Origin of the sequence: Kitasatospora sp. NBC_00458, assembly GCF_036013975.1 — a bacterium.
Classification (GTDB): Bacteria; Actinomycetota; Actinomycetes; order Streptomycetales; family Streptomycetaceae; genus Kitasatospora.
In genome coordinates this window covers 658,116-681,589 of sequence record NZ_CP107904.1, presented here as the reverse complement: position 1 = coordinate 681,589, position 23,474 = coordinate 658,116, and the positions used below count along the sequence as shown (strand labels likewise).

General features: G+C 76.3%; 3 protein-coding genes. All 3 read left to right on the top strand.

What is annotated here, in order from left to right; genetic code table 11:
* Positions 1–73: 73 nt before the first annotated feature.
* The 3 genes from OG550_RS02740 (at position 74) to OG550_RS02730 (ending at position 23,469) form a co-directional block, all read left to right on the top strand.
* Positions 74–1,066: an ABC transporter substrate-binding protein gene (locus OG550_RS02740; RefSeq protein WP_327674088.1), complete on the top strand. Its 993-nt coding sequence runs from the start codon at positions 74–76 to the stop codon at positions 1,064–1,066.
* Between the two features lie 135 nt (positions 1,067–1,201).
* Positions 1,202–13,678 (top strand): non-ribosomal peptide synthetase, encoded by a 12,477-nt coding sequence (locus OG550_RS02735; protein ID WP_327674086.1) that lies wholly within the window; start codon positions 1,202–1,204, stop codon positions 13,676–13,678.
* Complete coding sequence (locus tag OG550_RS02730; RefSeq protein WP_327674084.1) at positions 13,675–23,469, top strand: non-ribosomal peptide synthetase; 9,795 nt, start codon at positions 13,675–13,677, stop codon at positions 23,467–23,469. The genes OG550_RS02735 and OG550_RS02730 overlap by 4 nt, the downstream gene beginning before the upstream one ends.
* The last annotated feature ends 5 nt before the right edge of the window (positions 23,470–23,474 follow it).

The following is a 23,474-nucleotide window of genomic DNA, read 5'->3' as shown; positions in this document are numbered from 1 at the left end:
GGTCCCGGACCCCGGCGGGCTCGCCCCTCACCACCGAACCCGCCGTGCCCCGCGTATCACCCCAAGGAGAACCATGAACACCCGTGCCCTGACGTCCCGCAGCGTCAGACTCGCCGCCGTCGCCGCCACCGCCGCGCTCACCCTCGCGGCCTGCGGCTCCGACGGTGGGAGCAAGGACGCCGCGGGCACGCCCTCGGCCGGCAGCGCCGCCTCCGGCCCGGTCGTGGTCGAGGCCACCAACGGCAAGATCACCGTCCCGGCGGGTGTCAAGCGCATCGTCAGCGTCTCCTACGCCACCGGCGCGCTGCTCGACCTCGGCGTGCAGCCGGTCGGCACCAGCACCATCGACGAGAACAACCCGATGGAGCTGCTGCCCACGCAGACCGAGGCCGCCAAGAAGATCGAGCCGATCGGCTCCGGCATCGAGATCAACATCGAGAAGGTCGCCTCCCTCAAGCCCGACCTGATCGTGGTCGAGGGCGCCACCGCCTTCGACTGGGGCATCAAGAAGCTCGAAGGCATCGCCCCCACCCTGTACTTCGGCGTCGACACCCCGGTCGACCTGCTGAACGCGCAGGAGAAGATCGCCACCGCCGTCGGCAAGGACGCCGAGTTCAAGAAGCTGAAGTCCGACTACGAGGCCAAGGCCGCGAAGATCAAGACGGACTACGCGACCAAGCTCAACTCCGTCAAGTGGACCATCGCCTCCTCCTACGGCGGCGGCGAGTTCCTGGTCGACACCAGCACCTCGTGGGTCGGCCGGGTCCTCAACGACGCGGGCGCCAAGTTCTCCCAGGCCTCCTCGGAGACCAAGGAGCACGAGACCACCTACTCGGTCGAGAAGCTCGACGTCCTCGCCGACGCCGACGTCATCCTCGTCCCGAAGATGGCCGCCACCGGCGAGGTCCCGCAGGACACCAAGGACCTCGACAAGCAGCCGTCCTGGAAGAACCTGAAGGCCGTCCAGGCCGGCAAGGTCATCCCGGTCACCTACGCCACCAGCGACCGCTACGGCACCTCGCTCAACGTCCTCGACCAGATCGAGACCATCCTCAAGGGCCTCTAGCCCACCCCCGTCCGGGTGGCCGCCGCCCCGCGCGGCCACCCGGACGGACACCACCACATCGCACCAAGCGCACGAGCGCCCCGGGCTGGCACGGTCGGCGGGGCGGCGAACCGGGAAGGGCCGACCCCCATGCCAGTGGCTGGCACGACGACCACGCACGCCGACCAGGACGCTCCGCGGGAGCTGACAGCCGCCCAGGCGGGCATCCTCGCGGCCCAACGGATCGACCCGGACAACCCGGCCTACAACGTCGGCCAGTACGTGCGGATCGCCGGCGAACTGGACGAGCGGCTGCTCGAAGCCGCGCTGCGCCGCACCCTCACCGAGGCCGACGGGCTGCACCTGCGCCTCGCCGAGCACGAGGGCCGCACCGTCCGCCTCCCCGGCGCGTTCGACGCCGCGGCCTGGACCCTGCACCGCCTCGACACCAGCGGCGCCACCGACCCGGTCGCCGCGGCCGCGGCCCTCGTCCACGACCAGCTGGCCGTCCCCACCGTGCTGGAGGGCCCCGACGCGGGCCCGCTCACCGGCGCGCTGCTGGTGCGCGTCGGCCCGGCCGACCACCTGTGGTTCCAGTGGTTCCACCACCTGGTCGTCGACGGCTACAGCGTCGCCCTGTTCAGCCGCCGGGTCGCCGAGGTCTACACCGCGCTCGCCACCGGGGCCGACGTCCCCGAGAGCCCCTTCCGCCCCGCCGAACTCCTCGCCGAGGCCGAACGCGACTACCTCGCCTCCGACCGGCCCGAGGCCGACCGCGCCTACTGGCGCGAGCGCTTCGCCGACCGGCCCGCCGTCGCCGGCCTCACCGAGGCCACCGCCGCGGCCGCCCCCGCCGCCCTGCGCCACCGCATCGAGCTGCCCGCCGACCGGTCCGCGACCGTGCTCGCCGCCGCCCGGAGCGCCCGCACCACCTGGGCCGAGGCCGCCAACGCCGCCTTCGCCGCCTACCTGCACCGGATGACCGGCGCGGCCGACGCCGTCCTCGGCATGCACTTCATGGCCCGCACCGCCCCCGGCACCCTGCGGGTCCCCGGCATGGCCGTCAACATCCTCCCCGTCCGGCTCCCCGTCACCGGCGCCGACACCTTCACCACCCTGCTGCGCCGCTCCGCCGAGGAGCTCAAGAGCGTCCGCCGCCACCAGCTCCACCGCGGCGAGGACATCCGCCGCGACCTCGGCCTGGTCGGCACCGACGGCCGCCTGCACGGGCCCATGCTCAACATCAAGCCCTTCGACCTCGACCTCGACTTCGCGGGCAGCCCCGGCACCACCGTCAACCTGGCCTCCGGCCCCGTCGAGGACTTCGCGCTCTCCGTCCACAAGACCCCCGACGACCGCCTGGTCCTGGAGTTCGACGCCAACCCCGAGCTCTACGGCGAGGGCGAACTCACCCGCCACGCCGAGCGCTTCGCCGCCCTGCTGAACCGCCTCGCGGCCGCCCCCGACCAGCCGCTGGCCGGCCTGCCGCTGCTCGCCGACGCCGAGCGCGCGGCCGTCCTGCACGACTGGAACGACACCGCCCGCGAGGTCCGCGAGGGCACCCTGGTCAGCCGCATCGCCGAGCGCGCCGCCGCCACCCCCGGGGCCACCGCCGTGGTCGCCGAGGGCCGCAGCCTCACCTACGCCGAACTCGACGCCCGCGCCACCGCGCTCGCCCACGCGCTGCGCGCCGCCGGCGCCGGCCCCGACCGGGTGGTCGGCGTCGCCGTGCCCCGCTCCGCCGAACTCATGGTCGCCCTGCTCGGCGTCCTCAAGTCCGGCGCCGCCTACCTGCCGCTGGACGCCGACTACCCGGCCGACCGGCTCGCCCACATGGTCGAGGACGCCGCCCCCGTCCGCGTCGTCACCGTCGGCGCACTGCTGGAGCGGCTCCCCGAAGCCGCCCGCGCCGCCGCCCTCCTGGTCGACGACCCCGCCGACACCGGCGCCCCCGCGACCGGCGGCGACACCACCGGGCTCCCCGGGCCCGGCCCCGACCACGCCGCCTACCTGATCTACACCTCCGGCTCCACCGGCCGCCCCAAGGGCGTCGTCGTCACCCACCGCGCCATCGTCAACCGGCTCGCCTGGATGCAGCACGCCTACCGCCTCGACGCCGACGACCGCGTCCTCCAGAAGACCCCGGCCAGCTTCGACGTCTCCGTCTGGGAGTTCTTCTGGGCCCTGTGCGAAGGCGCCACCGTCGTCCTCGCCCGCCCCGAGGGCCACAAGGACCCCGCCTACCTCGCCGCGCTGATCGCCGAGGAGCGCGTCACCACCCTGCACTTCGTCCCCTCCATGCTGCGCGCCTTCCTGGAGGAGGCCTCCGTCGCCGACCGCTGCGCCGGACTGCGCCGCGCCTTCTGCTCCGGCGAGGCCCTGCCCGGCGACGTCGTCGACCGCTGGTACGCGACCCTCCCCGAGGTGCCGCTGCACAACCTGTACGGCCCCACCGAGGCCGCCGTCGACGTCACCTTCCACCACACCGCCCCGGCCGCCGGCGTCGTCCCCATCGGCCGCCCGGTCTGGAACACCCGCCTGTACGTGCTGGACGCCGAACTGCGCCCCGCCCCGGTCGGCGTGCCCGGCGAGCTGTACCTCGCCGGCGTCCAGCTGGCCCGCGGCTACCTCGGCCGCCCCGGCCTCACCGCCGGCCGCTTCGTCGCCGACCCGCACGGCGCGCCCGGCGAGCGCATGTACCGCACCGGCGACCTCGTGCGCTGGGCGCCCGACGGCACCGTCGAGTACCTCGGCCGCACCGACGACCAGGTCAAGGTCCGCGGCTTCCGGATCGAGCTCGGCGAGATCGAGGCCGCCCTGGAGGCGCTGCCCGGCGTCGTCCAGGCCGCCGTGACCGCCCGTGAGCTCACCCCCGGCGGCGCCCGTCAGCTCGTCGGCTACCTGGTGCCCGCACCCGCCGACGCCGAGGCGCTGCGCACCGGACTCGCCCGCACCCTGCCCGAGCACATGGTCCCCGCCGTCCTGGTCGGCCTCGACGCCCTGCCGCTGAGCCTCAACGGCAAGCTCGACCGCAAGGCCCTGCCCGCACCCGCCACCGGCGGCGGCGACGGCGGCGGCGCCCCGCGCACCGAGGCCGAGCGCGTCCTCGCCTCGCTGGTCGCCGAGGTCCTCGGCCTGACCGGCGACCAGGTCGGCGTCGACGACAACTTCTTCTCCCTCGGCGGCGACAGCATCTCCGCCATCCAGCTCGGCAGCCGCGCCCGCCGCGCCGGCTTCCAGATCACCCCGCGCGTGGTGTTCGAACGGCGCACCGTCGCCCGCATCGCCGCCGTCGCCGAGTCCACCCGCACCGCCGACGCCCCGGCCGCCACCGCCGTCGCCGCGACCGGCCCGCTGCCCACCACCCCGATCAGCGAGTGGCTGCGCGAGCGCGGCGGCCCCGTCGCCCGCTTCGGCCAGCAGACCGTCGTCACCGTCCCCGCCGGCCTCGACCGGCAGCGGCTCGCCGCCGCCCTGGACACCCTGACCGACCGCCACGACGCCCTGCGCCTGCGCCTGCACGTCGCCGCCGACGGCACCTGGACCCAGGAGGTCCGGCCCCCCGGCAGCGCCCCGGCCGCCGAACGGCTGCGCCACCTCGACGTCACCGCCGCGGACCTGGCCACCGCCGCCGCCGCCGAGCGCGAGGCCGCCGCCGACCGCCTCGACCCCGAGCAGGGCGTCGTCCTCCAGGCCGTCCACCTCGACGCCGGCGCCGACACCCCGGGCCTGCTCGTCCTCGCCGCCCACCACCTCGCCGTCGACGGCGTCTCCTGGCGCATCCTGCTGCCCGACCTGCGCGCCGCCTACGAGGGCCGCGCCCTGGAGCCCGTCACCACCCCGCTGCGCGCCTGGACCCGCGGCCTCGCCGACGCCGCCGCCGGCGACCGCGTCCGCGCCCAGCTGCCCCTGTGGCAGGCCGTCCTGGCCGACGGCAGCGGACCGCTGCTCGGCGACCGCCCGCTCGACCCGGGCCGCGACACCGCCGCCACCACCCGCCGGCTGCGGCTCACCCTGCCCGCCGCCCGCACCGCGCCGCTGCTCGGCGCGGTCCCCGCCACCCACCGGGCCGGCGTCGACCACGTCCTGCTCACCGCCCTCGCCCTCGCCCTGCTGGCCCGCCGCCGCGCCCGCCTCGGCGCCGACGCCCGCCCCGACCTGCTGCTGCGCCTGGAGGGCCACGGCCGCGAGGACCACCTCGTCCCCGGCGCCGACACCGCCCGCACCGTCGGCTGGCTCACCAGCGAGTTCCCCGTCCGCCTCGACCTCGCGGGCGTCGACGCCGACGCCGCGCTCGCCGGCGGCCCGGCCGCCGGCCGCGCCCTCGCCCTGGTCAAGGAGCAGCTGCGCGCCCTGCCCGACGCGGGCGCCGGCTACGGCCTGCTGCGCCGCCTCGACGCGCCGTCCACCGCGGCCCTCGCCGACCTCGCCGAGCCCCAGCTGCTCTTCAACTACCTGGGCCGCTTCGCCGCCACCGGCGAGGAGTGGACGGCCGCCCCGCAGACCGGGGACGCCGTCACCGCCTCCGCCGACCCCGGCCTGCCCTGCGCCCACGCGCTGGAGATCGGCGCCTTCGTCCACGACGGCCCCGACGGCCCCGAGCTGAGCGTCCAGCTGACCTGGCCGCACGGCGTGTTCGGCGAGGACGCCGTCCGCGAGATCGCCGACGGCTGGTTCGCCCACCTCGACGCGCTCACCCGCTACGCCGAACGCCCCGGCGCCGGCGGCCTGACCCCCTCCGACGTGCCGCTCGCCCCGGTCACCCAGGCCGTCCTGGACCGCCTCGCCGAGGAGCACCCGGACACCGAGGACGTCCTGCCGCTCTCCCCGCTCCAGGAGGGCCTGCTCTTCCACACCCTCCTCCAGGACGAGAAGGGCGCCGACGACCTCTACACCTCGCTCACCTCCCTCGACCTGCGCGGCCCGCTCGACCGCACCGCCCTGGTCGACGCCGTCGACGCCGTGGTCAACCGGCACACCGCCCTGCGCGCCGGATTCCTCGGCGACGGCCTGCCCGAGCCGCTCCAGCTGGTCGCCGGCCGCGTCCGGGTGCCGTGGACCGAGCACGACCTCACCGCGCTGCCCGCCGACCGGCAGGACGCCGAGACCGCCCGCATCGAGGACGACGAGGCCTCCCGCCGCTTCGACCTGGCCCGGCCGCCGCTGGTGCGCTGCGCCCTGGTCGCCCTCGGCGCCGACCACCACCGGCTGGTCCTGACCCGCCACCACATCGTCATGGACGGCTGGTCCACGCCCGTCCTGCTGCGCGAGCTGATCACCGCCTACGGAGCCGGCGGCGACGCCGCCGCACTGCCCGCCGCCGCCCCCTACGCCGACCACCTCGGCTGGCTCGCCGCCCGCGACACCGGCGCCGACACCGCCGCCTGGCGGCAGGCCCTGGCCGGCCTCGCCGCGCCGACCCTGCTCGCCGACGGCCTCGGCACCCCGGCGGACGGCCCGGCCGCCGCCGGCCACGAGATCGACCTGCCGATCCCCGCCGAGCTGTCCGCCGCCCTCACCGCGACCGCCCGCGAGCACGGCCTGACCCTCAACACCCTGGTCCAGGGCGCCTGGGCGGTCCTCCTCGGCCGCCTCACCGGCCGCACCGACGTGGTCTTCGGCGCCACCGTCTCCGGCCGCCCCGGCGACCTGCCCGGCGTGGAGTCGATGGTCGGCCTGTTCAGCAACACCGTCCCGGTGCGCTTCGCACCGGACGAGGACGAGACCGTCGGCCGGATGCTGGTCCGCCTCCAGGCGCAGCAGTCCGCCCTGCTCGACCACCAGTACCTCGGCCTCGCCGACATCCAGGCGCTCGCCGGCCACGGCACGCTCTTCGACACCCTGCTGGTCTTCGAGAACTACCCGGTCGACCCCGACCACCTGACCGCCCGCGGCCTGCGGGTCGCCGGCATCGGCAACCGGGGCGCCACCCACTACCCGCTCACCGTCCTCACCCTCCCCGGCGAGGCCCCGCAGCTCACCGTCGAGTACCGGCCCGACGTGTTCACCGCCGCGCAGGCCGCCGCCGTCGGCGAGCGCCTGCTGCGCGTGCTCACCGTCATCGCCACCGCGCCGGACACCGCCGTCGGCGCGCTGGACGTCCTCTCCGCGGACGAGCGCCGCACCGTCCTGGAGGACTGGAACGCGACCGGCCGCCCGGTGCCCGCGGGCACCGTCGTGGACGCCTTCGCCGCCCGCGCGGCCGCCGTGCCCGAGCAGACCGCCGTCGTCTTCGGCGACCAGCGCCTCGACTACGCCGAGCTCGCCTCCCGGGTGGACCGCACGGCCCGCCACCTCGCGGCGCTCGGCGCCGGACCCGGCCGGGTCGTGGCGCTCGCCCTGCCGCGCTCCGCCGACCTGGTCGCCGCGCTGCTCGGCGTCCTGGCCGCCGGCGCCGCCTACCTGCCGATCGACCTCGACCACCCGGACGAGCGGATCGCGCTGATGCTGGAGGACGCCGACCCGCTGCTCACCCTGAGCACGCCCGAGGTCGCCGACCGCCACCCGGTGCTGGCCGCCCACGGCAAGGGCGTCGTCACCGTCGCCGAACTCGGCACGCTGAGCGCCGAACCGGTCCGCCCGCACGCCGACGACCTGGCGTACGTCATCCACACCTCCGGCTCCACCGGCCGCCCCAAGGGCGTCCAGGTGCCGCACCGCGGCCTGGCCAACATGCTGGAGCACCACGGCGGCACCGTCTTCGCCCGGGCCGTCGAGCAGGCCGGCGGACGCCGCCTGCGCGCCGCGCACACCGCCTCGTTCTCCTTCGACTCCTCCTGGGAGCAGCTGCTCTGGCTCGTCGGGGGACACGAGCTGCACGTCTACGGCGAGGACCTGCGCCGCGACCCGCAGGCGCTGGTCGAGCGGCTGCTCGCCGACCGCATCGACACCCTGGACGTCACCCCGTCGTTCGGCCGCCAGCTCGTCGAGTGGGGCCTGCTGGACTCCGAGCGGCACCGCCCGCTGCTCTTCCTGGTCGGCGGCGAGGCCGTCGACGACGCCCTGTGGACCCGCATCCGGGAGACCGAGGGCGTGCTCGGCCACAACTTCTACGGCCCGACCGAGTACACCGTCGACACCCTCGGCGCCGCCCTCGACGACAGCCCCACCCCGTTCGTCGGCCGCCCGATCGGCAACACCCGGGCGTACGTCCTGGACGGCCGGCTGCGGCCGGTCCCGGCGGGCGTCCCCGGCGAGCTGTACATCGCCGGCCCCGGCCTGGCCCGCGGCTACGGCAACCGCCCCGCGCTCACCGCGAGCCGCTTCGTCGCCGACCCGTACGGCGCGCCCGGCACCCGGATGTACCGCACCGGCGACGTCGTGCGCCACCGCCCCGACGGCAGCCTCGACTTCCTCGGCCGCGACGACGACCAGGTGAAGATCCGCGGCTTCCGCGTCGAGCCCGGCGAGGTCGAGGCGGCGCTCGCCGCCCAGCCCGGCGTCGCCCAGGCCGCCGTCCTGGCCCGGACCGGCGGAGGCGGCGTCAAGCGCCTGGTCGGCTACGTCGTCGCGGCCCCCGGGGCCGTCGCCGACCCCGCCGCCCTGTGCGCCGCCCTCGCCGGGGAGCTGCCCGAGTACATGGTCCCGGCCGCCATCGTCCCGCTGCCCGTGCTGCCGCTGAACGTCAACGGCAAGCTCGACCGGCAGGCCCTGCCCGAGCCCGGTGCCGACGCCTTCGCCGCCCCGGCCGGCCGCGCCCCGCGCACCGAGCGTGAGGCCGTGATCTGCGGCGTCTACGCCGACGTGCTCGGCCTGCCCGCGGTCGGCACCGACGACGACTTCTTCGCCCTCGGCGGCCACTCGCTGCTCGCCACCCGGGTGATCGGCCGGCTGCGGGCCGCGCTCGGCACCGAGGTCGCCGTCCGCGACCTGTTCGAGACCCGCACCCCCGCCGGCTTCGCCGCCCGCCTCGACGGCGCGGTGACCGGCCGCACCGCCCCCGCCGCCCGCCCGCGCCCCGAGCGGATCCCGCTGTCCGCCGCCCAGGCCCGGCTCTGGTTCCTGTACCGCCTCCAGGGCCCCAGCACCGCGTACACCATCCCGTGCGCGCTGCGGATCGACGGCGAGCTGGACACGGACGCGCTGCGCGCCGCCTTCGCCGACGTGCTGGCCCGCCACGAGGCGCTGCGCACGGTCTTCCCCGACCACGAGGGCCGGCCGTTCCAGCGGATCCTCGACGCGCAGAGCGCCGGGGTCCCGTTCACCGTCACCGAGGCCTCCCGGCACCGCCTGGACACCGAGGTCGCCGCCGCCGGCGCGTACGCCTTCGACCTGGCCACCGAGATCCCCGTCCGGGCGACCCTGGTGACCGCCGGCCCGGCCCGCCACGTGCTCAGCATCGCGCTGCACCACATCGCCGGTGACGAGTGGTCCGAGGGCGTGCTGCTGCGCGACCTCGACCTCGCCTACGCCGCCCGCCGCACCGGCGCCGCCCCGGAGTTCGCGCCGCTGCCGCTGCAGTACGCCGACCACGCGCTGTGGCAGGCCGAGCTGCTCGCCGCGGCCGAGGGACCGGGCGCCGACCAGACCCGCTACTGGACCGAGCGGCTCGCCGCGCTGCCCGCCGAGCTGGCGCTGCCCGCCGACCGGGCCCGCCCGGCCGAGGCGAGCGGCCGCGGCGGCGCCGTCCGGCTCCGCCTGCCCGACGGGCTGCACACCGCCCTGCGCGGCTACGCGCGGCGCACCGGCGCGACCCCGTTCATGGTCACCCAGGCCGCCGCCGCGCTGCTGCTCGGCAAGCTGGCCGGCACCACCGACGTCGCGCTCGGCACCCCGGTGGCGGGCCGCACCGACGAGGTGCTGGAGTCCGTGGTCGGGTTCTTCGTCAACACCCTGGTGCTGCGCCACGACCTGGCCGGCGACCCGAGCTTCGACGAGCTGGTGGCCCGCTCCCGGGAGACCGTGCTCGGCGCGCTCGCCCACCAGGACCTGCCCTTCGACCGCCTGGTGGAGATCGTCAACCCCGAGCGCTCGCTCGGCCGCCACCCGCTGTTCCAGGTGATGGTCCAGCACCGCCGGGAGGCCGACGGCCTCGACCAGCTGCTCGGCGCCGCCACCGCGCTGCTGCCCGACCCGGTCCACGCGGCCCGCTTCGACCTCGCCTTCACCTTCGTGGAGTCCGCCGACGGCAGCCGCACCGACCTGACCGTCATCCACGCCGACGACCTGTTCGACCGCGCCACCGCGCGGCTGTTCGGGGCCCGGCTGATGCGGGTCATGGAGCAGGCCTTCGCCGCCCCCGAGCGGCCGGTCGGCCGGATCGAGCCGACCGCCGCCCAGGAGCGCCGCGGCCTCGCGGGGGAGTGGAACGCCACCGCGATCCCGGTGCGCGAGGGCACCCTGCTCGACCGGATCGCCGAGCGCACCGCCGCCGCCCCGGACGCCGTCGCCGTCGTCTTCGAGGGCACCGAGCTGACCTACCGGCAGCTGGACGAGCGGGCCGCACTGCTCGCCGGCGCGCTGACCGCCGCCGGCGCCGGGCCCGACCGGATCGTCGCCGTCGCCGTCCCGCGCTCCGCCGAACTGATGGTCGCCCTGCTGGCCGTCCTCAAGTCCGGCGCCGCCTACCTGCCGCTCGACACCGAGTACCCGCTCGACCGCCTCACCGCCATGGTCGAGGACGCCGCCCCGGTGTGCGTGCTCACCGTCGCCGGCCTGGAGGACGGCCTGCCCGCCGTGCCGGGCGTCCCGGTGCTCACCGTCGACGCCCGGGCGCAGCGGCCCGTGACGCCCGCCGCCCCGGACGCCGACCACGCCGCGTACGTCATCTTCACCTCCGGCTCCACCGGCCGGCCGAAGGGCGTCGTGGTCACCCACCGGGCGATCGTGAACCGGCTCGACTGGATGCGCGAGGTCTACGGCGTCACCGCGGCCGACCGCGTCCTGCAGAAGACCCCGGCCAGCTTCGACGTGTCGGTCTGGGAGTTCTTCCTGCCCCTGGTCAGCGGCGCCCGCGTGGTGCTGGCCCGGCCCGGCGGCCACCGCGAGCCCGAGTACCTGGCGGCGCTGGCCGCCCGCGAGTCCGTGACCGCCTGCCACTTCGTGCCGTCGATGCTCGCCGCGTTCACCGGCGCCGCCGAGCAGGACGGCGCCGTCCGGGAGGGCTTCGCGGGGGTGACCCGGGTGTTCTGCTCCGGCGAGGCCCTGCCCGCCGCCGCGGTCGACCGCTTCCTCGCCCTGTGGCCGCAGATCGAACTGCACAACCTGTACGGGCCCACCGAGGCCGCCGTCGACGTCACCTACCACCGCGCGTGGGCCGGCTCCGGCGTCGTCCCGATCGGCCGCCCGGTCTGGAACACCCGCCTGCACGTCCTCGACGCCCGGCTGCGGCCGGTCCCGGTCGGCGTGCCCGGCGAGCTGTACCTGGCCGGCGTCCAGCTGGCCCGCGGCTACCTGGGCCGCCCGGGCCTGACCGCCGGCCGCTTCGTCGCCGACCCGCACGGCGGGCCCGGCACCCGGATGTACCGCACCGGGGACCTGGTGCGTCGCCGGGTCGACGGCGAGGTCGAGTACCTGGGCCGCACCGACGACCAGGTGAAGGTCCGCGGCTTCCGGATCGAGCTCGGCGAGATCGAGTCCGCGCTCGCCGCCGTGCCCGGCGTCGGCCAGGCCGCCGTCACCGCCCGCGCCCTCACCGAGGGCGGCGCGCGCCAGCTGCTCGGCTACGTCGTCCCGCAGGCCGGGGCGGGCGTGGGCGGCGACGCCGTCCGCGCGGCCGTCGCCGCGGTGCTGCCCGAGCACATGGTGCCGGTGGTGGTGACCGTCCTGGACGCGCTGCCGCTGAGCGTCAACGGCAAGCTCGACCGCAAGGCCCTGCCGGCCCCCGGCCGGCGGGCCGAGCCGGCCGCCCCCGCGGCGTCCGGGCCGTCCCCGGCCGCCGCCCTGGCCCGGGTGTTCGCCGAGGTGCTCGGCCTGGCCGAGGTCGGCGAGGACGAGAACTTCTTCGCCCTCGGCGGGGACAGCATCGTCTCGATCCAGCTGATCAGCCGCGCCCGCAAGGCCGGTTACGACCTCGCCGCGAAGGACGTCTTCCAGTACCCGACGCCGGCCGCGCTGGCCGAGGCCAAGGGCCTGATGACCGCCCGCCCCGCCGGGCAGGCCGCCCCCGCCGCCACGCCCGCCGCCCGCCCCGCCGACGGCGAGCTGCCCGCCCTGCCGGTCGTGCACTGGCTGCGTGAGCGCGGCGGCCCCGTCGACCGGTTCAACCAGTCGGTGCTCGTCACCGTCCCGGCCGGGCTCCGGGAGGAGCCGCTGCGCGCCGCCCTGGCCGCGCTCGCCGCCCACCACCCGGCGCTGCGGCTGCGCCTCGACCGGACCGACGGCCTGTGGACCCAGGAGATCCTGCCCACCGGCCAGGCCCCGGCCACGACCGAGCCGGACACCCTGCGCCGGGTCGACGCCCGCGAGGGCGACCTCGCCGCGCTGCTGACCCGGGAGGCCGACGCGAGCGCCGCCGCGCTCGACCCCGCCGCCGGCCGGGTCCTGCGCGCCGTCTGGCTCGACGCCGGCGAGGGCCGCGACGGCCGCCTGCTGCTGACCGTCCACCACCTGGCGGTGGACGGCGTCTCCTGGCGGACCCTGCTGCCCAACCTGGCCACCGCCTACCAGGCCCTCGCCGGGGGTACGGAGCCCGTCCTCGAACCCGAGGCGTACGGGCTGCGCGCCTGGTCCGAGCACCTGCTGGCGCACGCCCAGGAGCGGGCCCGGGTCGCCGAGGCCGCCCACTGGCGCACCGCGCTGGCCGGTCCGGCCGGGCCGCTGGCCCACCTCGCCGCCGACCCGGCGCGCGACACCGTCACCACCGTGCGCACCCTGCGCCGCACGCTGTCCGCGGACCGCACCGCGCCGCTCGTCACCGACGTGCCCAAGGCCTTCGGCGCGGGCGTCGACGACGTGCTGCTCGCCGGACTGGTGCTCGGCGCGGCCACCGCCCGCCCGGGCACCGCCCCGGCCCTCCAGGTCGACCTGGAGGGGCACGGCCGCGGCGGCCACGACGGGCTCACCCCCGACCTCGCGGGCACCGTCGGCTGGTTCACCACCGTCCACCCCGTCCGGCTGGACCTCGACGGGATCGACCCGGCCGCCGCGCTGGCCGGCGGCGCGCCCGCCGGACAGGTGCTCAAGCAGGTCAAGGAGCAGCTGCGGGCCGCCCCCGACAAGGGACTCGGCTTCGGCCTGCTGCGCCACCTCAACCCGCAGACCGCGGCCGTGCTGGCCGGCGCGCCGCGCTCGCAGGTGCTGTTCAACTACCGGGGCCGTGCCGACGGCGCCGCCGCGCCGCTGGGCGGCTGGCCGCTGGCCCCGCAGCCCGAGCGGGACGCCGTCGCGGCCGGCGCCGCGCCCGACCCGCTGATGGCGGCCGGCTACCCGCTGGAGATCGACGCGGTCGTCCGGGCCGGCGCCGACGGCCGGCCCGAGCTGGCGGTCGAGTGGAGCTGGCCGCAGGCCCTGCTGACGGAGGCCGAGGTCGCCGAGCTCGCCGACGCCTGGTTCGCCGCGCTGGACGCGCTCGCCCGGCACACCGCGGGCGGCGAGGCCGGCGGGGTCACCCCGTCCGACCTGAGCCTGGTCTCGCTGAAGCAGGCGCAGATCGACCGGCTGGAGTCCCGGCTGCGCGGGCGCCGCCGCCGATGAGCAGCACCCCGCCGGCGCAGCCCCGGCCGGCACCGCCCCAGGAGCCCGGGCCCCAGCGGCCCGGGCCCGGGGCGGCCCCGCCGCGGACCCCGCTCCCCGACCCGACCGACCACCACGTCCCCACCACCACCAGGACCGAGAACACCGTGATGAACGACTCCACCGCACCGATCGACGACCCCCAGGCCGAGGGCGCGGCCGTATCGGACCTGGAGGACGTCTACCCGCTGTCCTCGCTCCAGGAGGGCCTGCTCTTCCACTCGCTCTACGACGACGGGGCCCGTGACGTCTACGTCGTCCAGTCCCACCTGGACCTCGCGGGCCCGCTCGCCACGGCCCGCCTCTCCGCCGCCCTGGACGCCCTGCTCACCCGCCACGCCAACCTGCGGGCCGGCTTCTGGTACGAGGACCCGGAGGCCGTCGTCCAGTTCGTCCAGCGCACGGTCGACACCCCGCTGCGCGAGGTCGACCTGACCGCCCTCGCCGGCGCGGCCCAGGACGCCGCCGCCCTCGCCGCCATGGACGAGGACTGGCAGCGCCGCTTCGACCTGGACACCCCGCCGCTGCTGCGCCTCGCCCTGCTGCGCCTCGGCGGGGACCGCTCCCGGCTCGTGCTGACCTGCCACCACCTGCTGCTCGACGGCTGGTCCATGCCGATCGTCTTCCGCGAGCTGCTGGCCCTGTACGGCTCGGCCGGCGACCTCTCGGTGCTCCCGGCCGTCCGCCCCTACAAGGACCACCTGGCGCTGCTGGCCACCCGTGACACCGCCGCCGCCGAGGCCGCCTGGAGCGCGGCGCTGGCCGGCTTCGAGCAGGCCCACCCGGTGGCGCCGGGCGCCGCGGCCGCCACCGCCGCCGAGCCGGGCCTGGTCACCCGGTACGCCGACGCCGACCTGTCGGGGCGGATCGCCGCCGCCGCGCGCGGCCGCGGCCTGACCCTCGGCAACGTCGCCCACACCCTGTGGGGCGTCCTGGTCGGCTCCCTCACCGGCACCACCGACGTGGTGTTCGGCACCACCGTCTCCGGCCGCCCCGACGACCTGCCGGGCGCCGAGTCGATGGTCGGCCTGTTCATCAACACCGTGCCGGTCCGGGTCCGGCTCGCCGCCGGCGACACCCTGGCCGGCGCAGCCGCCCGGGTGCAGCGCGAGCAGGCCGAGCTGCTGGCCCACCAGCACCTGGGCCTGGGCGCCATCCAGCGCCGCAGCGCGGTCGAGGGCGACCTCTTCGACACCCTGCTCGTGGTCGAGAACTACCAGGGCGGCGGCGACGCGCTGCGCGACAACCTGGGCGGGACCGACGGCCTCGCCATCACCGCCCTCGGCGCCCGCGACGCCACCCACTACCCGCTCGGCGTCACCGTGCTGCCCGGCGCCGAGCTGCGCGTCGAGCTGGAGTACCGGCCCGACCTGTTCGAGCAGGCCGAGGCGGAGCGGCTCACCGACCGCTTCCTCGCGCTGCTGACCGCCTTCGCCGCCGACCCCGACACCCCGCTCGCCCGGCTCGCCCTGCTGGACGACGCCGAGCAGGCCGCCCTCGGCACCACCGTGGCCGGCCGCGCCGCCGCCCCGGCCCCCGCCCTGGTGCCCGAGCTGCTCACCGGCCTCGCCGCCCGCACCCCGGACGCCACCGCCCTGGTCGGCCCGGCCCTCGGGGGCGGCACCGCCGCCCTCACCTTCGCCGAACTGACCGGGCGCGCCGACCGGCTGGCCCGCCTGCTGCTCGACCGCGGCCTCGGCGCCGAGCGGGTCGCCGCACTGGCCCTGCCCCGCTCCGCCGACTCCGTCGTGGCGATCCTGGCCGTGCTCCGGGCCGGCGGCGCCTACCTGCCGCTCGACCTGGACCACCCGGACGAGCGCCTCGCCGCGCTCCTCGACGACGTGCGCCCGGCCGTCGTGCTGACCACCCGCGAGGTGGCCGGCCGGCTGCCCGCCGCCCCCGGCGCGGCCACCCTGCTGCTGGACGACCCGGCCACCGCCGCCGCCCTGGCCGCCCTGCCCGGCGGCCCGCTGGGCGACGCCGAGCGCGGCGGCCCCGTCGACCCCGCCCAGGCCGCCTACGTCATCCACACCTCCGGCTCCACCGGCCGCCCCAAGGGCGTCGTCATCCCGCACGCCGCGCTCGCCAACCTCGCCGACGACCACCTGACCGGGGCCTTCGCCGAGGCCGCCGCCGGCCGCCGGCTGCGCGCCCTCAGCGTCGCCTCCTTCTCCTTCGACTCCTCCTGGGACCAGCTGCTCTGGCTGCTCGGCGGCCACGAACTGCACGTCCTCGGCGACGCCGAGCGCCGCGACGCGGAGACCGTCGTCGGCTACGCCCGCGAGCAGCGCGTCGACGTCCTCGACCTCACCCCGACCCACGCCCAGCAGCTGCTGGACTGCGGCCTGCTCGACGGCGCCCACCGCCCCTCCCTGCTGCTGCTCGGCGGCGAGGCCCTCCCGCAGCCGCTGTGGAGCCGGCTGCGCGCCACCCCCGGCCTGCGCGCCCTCAACTACTACGGCCCGACCGAGTTCACCGTCGACGCGCTGCTCGCCGACCTCGCCGACAGCGACACCCCGAGCGTCGGCCGCCCGCTCGCCGGCGGCCGCGCCTACGTCCTGGACGCGCTGCTGCGGCACGCCCCGGCCGGCTCGCCCGGCGAGCTCTACCTGGCCGGCGTCCAGCTGGCCCGCGGCTACCTGGACCGCCCCGGCCTGACCGCCGAGCGGTTCGTCGCCGACCCGTTCGGCGCGCCCGGCACCCGGATGTACCGCACCGGCGACCTGGTGCGCCGCCGCCCCGACGGCACCATCGACTACCTGGGCCGGGTCGACGACCAGATCAAGATCCGCGGCTACCGGATCGAGCCCGGCGAGATCGAGGCCGTGCTCGCCGAGCAGCCCGGCGTCGCCCACAGCGCGGTGCTGGTGCGCTCCGGCGCCGTCGACCGGGTGGTCGCCTACCTGGTGCCCGCCGCCGGCGCGATCCTGGACACCGCCGCCCTGCACGAGGCCGTCTCGGCCCGCCTGCCCGAGTACATGGTCCCCTCGGCGTTCGCCGTCCTGGACGCCCTGCCGCTCACCGTCAACGGCAAGCTCGACCGGGGCGCCCTGCCCGACGACGCCCTCGACTACACCGGGGTGTCCGCCGGCCGGGACGCCGAGACCGAGACCGAGCAGCTGCTCTGCGAGCTGTACGCCGAGGTCCTCGGCCTGCCCGCGACCGGCGCCGAGGACGACTTCTTCCGCCTCGGCGGCGACTCCATCTCCTCCATCCGCCTGATCGGCGCCGCCCGCGCCGAGGGCCTCTCGCTCAGCCCGCGCGACGTCTTCGAGGGCCGCACCCCCGCCGCCCTGGCCGCCCTCGCCGACGGCCGCGACGCCGCCGCCGGGGCCCCCGCCCTGCCCGAGCTCCCGGCCGCCACCGAGGCCGAGCTCGCCGCCGTCCGCGCCGCCGCCCCCAAGCTGGAGATCGAGGAGGTCTGGCCGGTCTCCCCGCTCCAGGAGGGCCTGCTCTTCGAGGCCGGCTACGACGACCAGGCGCTGGACGTCTACACCTCCCGCGACCTCGTCACGCTGACCCGCCGGGTGCCGCTGGAGACGCTGCGCGCCGCCGTCGCCGCCGTGCTGGAGCGCCACCCCAACCTGCGGGCCGGCTTCCTCCAGGACGGCCCGCAGCACCCGGTGCAGTTCGTGCCGCGCGCCGTCGACGTGCCGCTGACCGAGACCGACCTCTCCGCGCTCACCCCGGCCGAGTTCGACGCCGAGCTGGGCCGGCTGACCGAGCGCGAGGCCGCCACCCGCTTCGACCTGGCCGCCCCGCCGCTGCTGCGCCTGGTCTCGGTGCTCGCCCCGGGCGGCGGGCAGCGCATCCTGATCACCAACCACGCCCTGCTCTGGGACGGCTGGTCGGCCGGCCTGTTCCTGCAGGAGCTGCTGACCGGCTGCGCGGGCGCCCCCGCCCCCGAACTCGGCCTGCCCTACCGGGACTTCCTGCGCTGGCTGACCGCCCAGGACGCCGAGCAGGGCCGGACCGCCTGGCGCGAGGCGCTGGCCGGCCTGGCCGAGCCCACCCTGCTGGCGCCGCAGGCCCGCGAGCGGGCCGCGCTGCTCCCGCAGGAGGTCACCGCCGGGATCTCCGCCGAGCTGACCGCGCGGATCGCCGCCTTCGCCCGTGAGCGCGGCCTGACCCTCAACACCGTGCTCTCCGGCGCGTGGGGCCTGCTGCTGTCCGGCCTGACCGCCCGCGAGGACGTCGTGTTCGGCGCGACCGTCTCCGGCCGCCCGGCCGAGCTGGCCGGCATCGACGCCACCATCGGCATGTTCCTCAACACCGTGCCCGTCCGGGCGCGGCTGGACGGCGCCGAGAGCGTCGCGGCCTTCCTCGGCCGCCTCCAGGAGGAGCAGACCGGCCTGCTGGCGCACCACCAGATCGGTCTCGGCGAGATCCAGCGCGGCACCGGGTTCGGCCGGCTCTTCGACACCCTCCAGGTGCTCCGCAACACGCCCGCCGACCAGGGCGTCCGCGACCGCATCCGGGAGAGCCTCGGCGTCCAGGACGTCGTCGACGTCGACGCCACGCACTTCCCGCTGATCTTCATCACCAACCCGGGCGAGGCGCTCTCCTTCGAGTGGAAGTTCCGCCCGGACGTCTTCGAGCGCGCCACCGTCGAGGCGCACGCCGAGCGCCTGGTCGCCCTGCTGCACCAGATCGTCGACCACCCCGACCGCCCCGTCCGCGCGCTGGACGTGCTGACGTCGGGTGAGCGGGGGCTGCTGGGGGAGTGGGCGGCGACGGGTCGTGAGCTGCCGGCGGCGTCGGTGGCGGACCTGCTGGCGGAGCGTGCGGCGTCGGTGCCGGACGAGGTGGCGCTGGTGTTCGGTGCGTCGTCGTGGACGTACGCGGAGCTGGACGCGCGGGTGAACCGGCTGGCGCGGCTGTTCACGGCGCGCGGTGCCGGTCCGGAGAAGGTGGTGGCGCTGGGTCTGCCGCGTTCGCTGGAGATGGTGGCGTCGCTGTTCGCGGTGCTGCGCTCCGGTGCGGCGTACCTGCCGCTGGAGCTGGACTACCCGGTCGAGCGGCTCGCCTTCATGGTCGAGGACACCGCCCCGGCCTGCCTGATCACCGACTCCACCGCGGCCGCCCTGATGCCGGCCCACGACAACACCGTCCTCCTCGACGACGAGTCCGTCCGGGCCGAACTGGCCGGCCTCTCCGGCGAGCCGTACCGGACCCCCTACGACCCGGACGCGGCCGCGTACGTGATCTTCACCTCGGGGTCCACCGGGCGTCCGAAGGGCGTGGTGACGCCCTACCGCGGTCTGACCAACATGCAGCTGAACCACCGGCAGGAGATCTTCGACCCGGTGGTCGCCTCCGCCGGCGGACGCAGGCTGCGGATCGCCCACACCGTGTCGTTCTCCTTCGACATGTCGTGGGAGGAACTGCTCTGGCTGGTCGAGGGCCACGAGGTGCACGTCCTGGACGAGGCCCTGCGCCGCGACACCCAGCGCCTGGCCGACTACTGCGCCGAGCACGCCGTCGACGTCGTCAACGTCACCCCGTCCTACGCGCAGGCCCTGGTGGAGTGCGGCCTGCTGGACGAGGGGCGGCACCGCCCGGTGCTGGTCCTGCTCGGCGGCGAGGCCGTCGCCGAGACCCTCTGGTCCAAGCTCCGCGACACCCCCGGTGTGATGGGCTACAACCTGTACGGGCCGACCGAGTACACCATCAACACCCTCGGCGGCGGCACCCTGGACTCGGACACCGCCACCGTCGGCCGGCCGATCTGGAACACCGTCGCGCACGTCCTGGACGGCCACCTGCGCCCGGTCCCGGTCGGCGTCCCCGGCGAGCTGTACGTCTCCGGCGTGGGTCTGGCCCGCGGCTACCTGAAGCGCCCCGGCCTGACGGCCGAGCGGTTCGTCGCCGACCCGTTCGGCGAGCCCGGCGGGCGGATGTACCGCACCGGTGACGTGGTCCGCTGGCGGGCCGACGGCCTGCTCGACTTCCTGGGCCGGGCCGACGACCAGGTGAAGATCCGCGGCTACCGGGTCGAGCCCGGCGAGATCGAGGACGCCGTCGCCGCCCACCAGGACGTCGCCCAGGCGGCCGTGGTGGTCCGTGAGGACGCCCCCGGAGTCAAGCGACTCGCCGCCTACCTCGTCCCCGCCGGCTCCGGCATCGACGTCGCCGAGGTGCGCAACGGCCTCGCCCAGCGCCTGCCCGAGTACATGGTCCCCTCGGCGTTCGTCGTCCTGGACGCCCTGCCGCTGACCGTCAACGGCAAGCTCGACCGGGCCGCCCTGCCCGTCCCCGACACCGCCTCCGCTGGCCGCGCCCCGCGCGACGCCCGCGAGGAGATCCTCTGCGGCGCCTTCGGCGAGGTGCTCGGCCTCGGCGAGGTCGGCCCCGAGGACCACTTCTTCGACCTCGGCGGCCACTCCCTGCTCGCCACCCGCCTGGTCACCCGGATCCGCACCCTGCTCGGCGGCCGCCTCACGGTCCGCGACCTCTTCGAGGCGCCCACCCCGGCCGGCCTGGCCCACCGGGCCGGCGGCGACGGCGAGCAGCGCCCGGCCCTCGGCCGCCGCGAGCGGCCCCGGGACCTGCCGCTCTCGCACGCCCAGCGCCGGATGTGGTTCCTGCAGAACCTCGACGACTCCGGGGCCACCTACAACGTGCCGCTCGTCGTCCGGGTCACCGGCGCCCTGGACACCGACGCCCTGCGCGCCGCCGTCCGCTCGGTGACCGACCGCCACGAGAGCCTGCGCACCGTCTTCACCGAGCGCGACGGCTCCGTCTTCCAGCGGGTCCTGGACGCCCCCGCCCTCGCGGACGCCGTCCACGTCGTCCGCTCCGGCGAGCAGACCCTCGCCGCCGACGTCGAGGCCGCCGTCCGCTACGGCTTCGACCTCTCGGCCGAGGCGCCGCTGCGCGTCACCCTGCTGGAGATCGCCCCCGGCGACCACGCGGTGGTCCTGCTCTTCCACCACATCGCCGGTGACGAGTGGTCGATGCTCCCCTTCATCGACGACCTGACGGCCGCCTACACCGCGCACGCCGCCGGCACCTCCCCGGCCTGGGCGCCGCTGCCGGTCCAGTACGCCGACTACACCCTGTGGCAGCAGGAGCTGCTCGGCGACGCCGACGACCCGCAGAGCCTGCACACCCGCCAGGTCGCCTACTGGCGCCAGGCGCTGGCCGGGCTGCCCGAGGAACTGCCGCTGCCGACCGACCACCCGCGCCTGCCGGTGGCCGGCCACCGCGGCGACACCGTGCACGCCCAGGTGCCGCCCGCCGTCTACCGGGGGCTGCGGGAGGCCGCCCGGGCGACCGGCACCACCACCTTCATGGTGCTCCAGGCCGCCGTCGCGACCCTGCTGCACCGCCTCGGCGCCGGCACCGACATCCCGCTCGGCGCCCCGGTGGCCGGCCGCTCCGACGCCGGGCTCGACGCCCTGGTCGGCTTCTTCGTCAACACCCTGGTGCTGCGCAACGACCTCTCCGGCGACCCGACCTTCGCCGACCTGCTGGTCCGCACCCGGGACACCGACCTGGCCGCCTTCGCCCACCAGGACCTGCCCTTCGACCGGCTGGTCGAGGCGGTCAACCCGCCGCGCGTGCCCGGCCGCCACCCGCTCTTCCAGGTGATGCTCGGCTACCAGCACAACGACGGACAGGGCGGCCGGCTGCTCGGCCTGGAGAGCCGCATCCTGCCGTTCGAGCTGGGCGCCGCGAAGTTCGAACTCGACTTCAACTTCGAGGAGACCTCCTCGGCCGAGGAGATCGACATCGCCTTCGAGTACGCCACCGACCTCTACGAGCGGACCACCGCCGAGGGCCTGGTCGAGCGCCTGCTCGCCGTCCTGGAGCAGGTCGCCGCGGACCCGCACCGCCGGATCGGCGCGCTGGACGTGCTGACGTCGGGTGAGCGGGGGCTGCTGGGGGAGTGGGCGGCGACGGGTCGTGAGCTGCCGGCGGCGTCGGTGGCGGACCTGTTGGCGGAGCGTGCGGCGTCGGTGCCGGACGAGGTGGCGCTGGTGTTCGGTGCGTCGTCGTGGACGTACGCGGAGCTGGACGCGCGGGTGAACCGGCTGGCGCGGCTGTTCACGGCGCGCGGTGCCGGTCCGGAGAAGGTGGTGGCGCTGGGTCTGCCGCGTTCGCTGGAGATGGTGGCGTCGCTGTTCGCGGTGCTGCGCTCCGGTGCGGCGTACCTGCCGCTGGAGCTGGACTACCCGGTCGAGCGGCTGGCCTTCATGGTCGAGGACACCGCCCCGGTCTGCCTGGTGACCAGCTCCGCCGCCGTGGACCGGATGCCCGAGGCGCCCGGCGTCGAGCGACTGCTGCTGGACTCCCCGGAGACCGAGGCCGAACTCGCCGCCCTGCCCGCCACCCCGCTCGGCCTCACCGTCGACATGGACGCGGCCGCGTACGTGATCTTCACCTCGGGGTCCACCGGGCGTCCGAAGGGCGTGGTGACGCCGTACCGCGGTCTGACCAACATGCAGCTGAACCACCGGCAGGAGATCTTCGACCCGGTGGTGGCCTCCGCCGGCGGGCGCAGGCTGCGGATCGCCCACACCGTGTCGTTCTCCTTCGACATGTCGTGGGAGGAACTGCTCTGGCTGGTCGAGGGCCACGAGGTGCACGTCCTGGACGAGGCCCTGCGCCGCGACGCCGAGGCCCTCGCGGCCTACTGCGCCGAGCACGCCGTGGACGTCATCAACGTGACGCCCTCCTACGCCCAGGCGCTCGTCGACCGGGGCCTGCTGGACGAGGGCCGGCACCGCCCGGTGCTGGTCCTGCTCGGCGGCGAGGCCGTCGCCGAGACCCTCTGGTCCAGGCTCCGCGACACCCCCGGTGTGATGGGCTACAACCTGTACGGGCCGACCGAGTACACCATCAACACCCTCGGCGGCGGCACCCTGGACTCGGACACCGCCACCGTCGGCCGGCCGATCTGGAACACCGTCGCGCACGTCCTGGACGGCCACCTGCGCCCGGTCCCGGTCGGCGTCCCCGGCGAGCTGTACGTCTCCGGGGTGGGTCTGGCCCGCGGCTACCTGAAGCGCCCCGGCCTGACGGCCGAGCGGTTCGTCGCCGACCCGTTCGGCGAGCCCGGCGGGCGGATGTACCGCACCGGTGACGTGGTCCGCTGGCGGGCCGACGGCCTGCTCGACTTCCTCGGCCGGGCCGACGACCAGGTGAAGATCCGCGGCTACCGGGTCGAGCCCGGCGAGATCGAGGACGCCGTCGCCGCCCACCAGGACGTCGCCCAGGCGGCCGTGGTGGTCCGTGAGGACACCCCCGGGGTCAAGCGACTCGCCGCCTACCTGGTGCCAGGTGAGGGTACCCTTATCGAGGCCACCGAGATCCGGCGTATGCTGGCGTCCCGGCTGCCCGAGTACATGGTGCCGTCGGCGTTCGTCGTCCTCGACGCGCTGCCGCTGACCGTCAACGGCAAGCTCGACCGCAAGGCCCTGCCGGAGCCCGGTGCCGAGGACTACACGTCCTCGGGATCACAGCGCGAACCCCGGTACCCGAGCGAGAAGGCGGTGCACGCGGCGTTCGCACAGGTGCTGGGCATGCCGGCGCTCGGCATCGACGAGAACTTCTTCGACCTCGGCGGCCACTCGCTGCTCGCGATGTCGCTGCTCCAGCGGCTGCGCGCGGAGTTCGAGGGCGACATCTGCCTGGCCGACCTGCTCGCCAGGCCGACCGTCGCGGCCCTGGCCGACTTCCTGGTGGACCGGCTGGTCCACGACGCCCTCGGAACGGAACCGGGCGACGGCACCGCCTGCTCCGGCTGACCGTC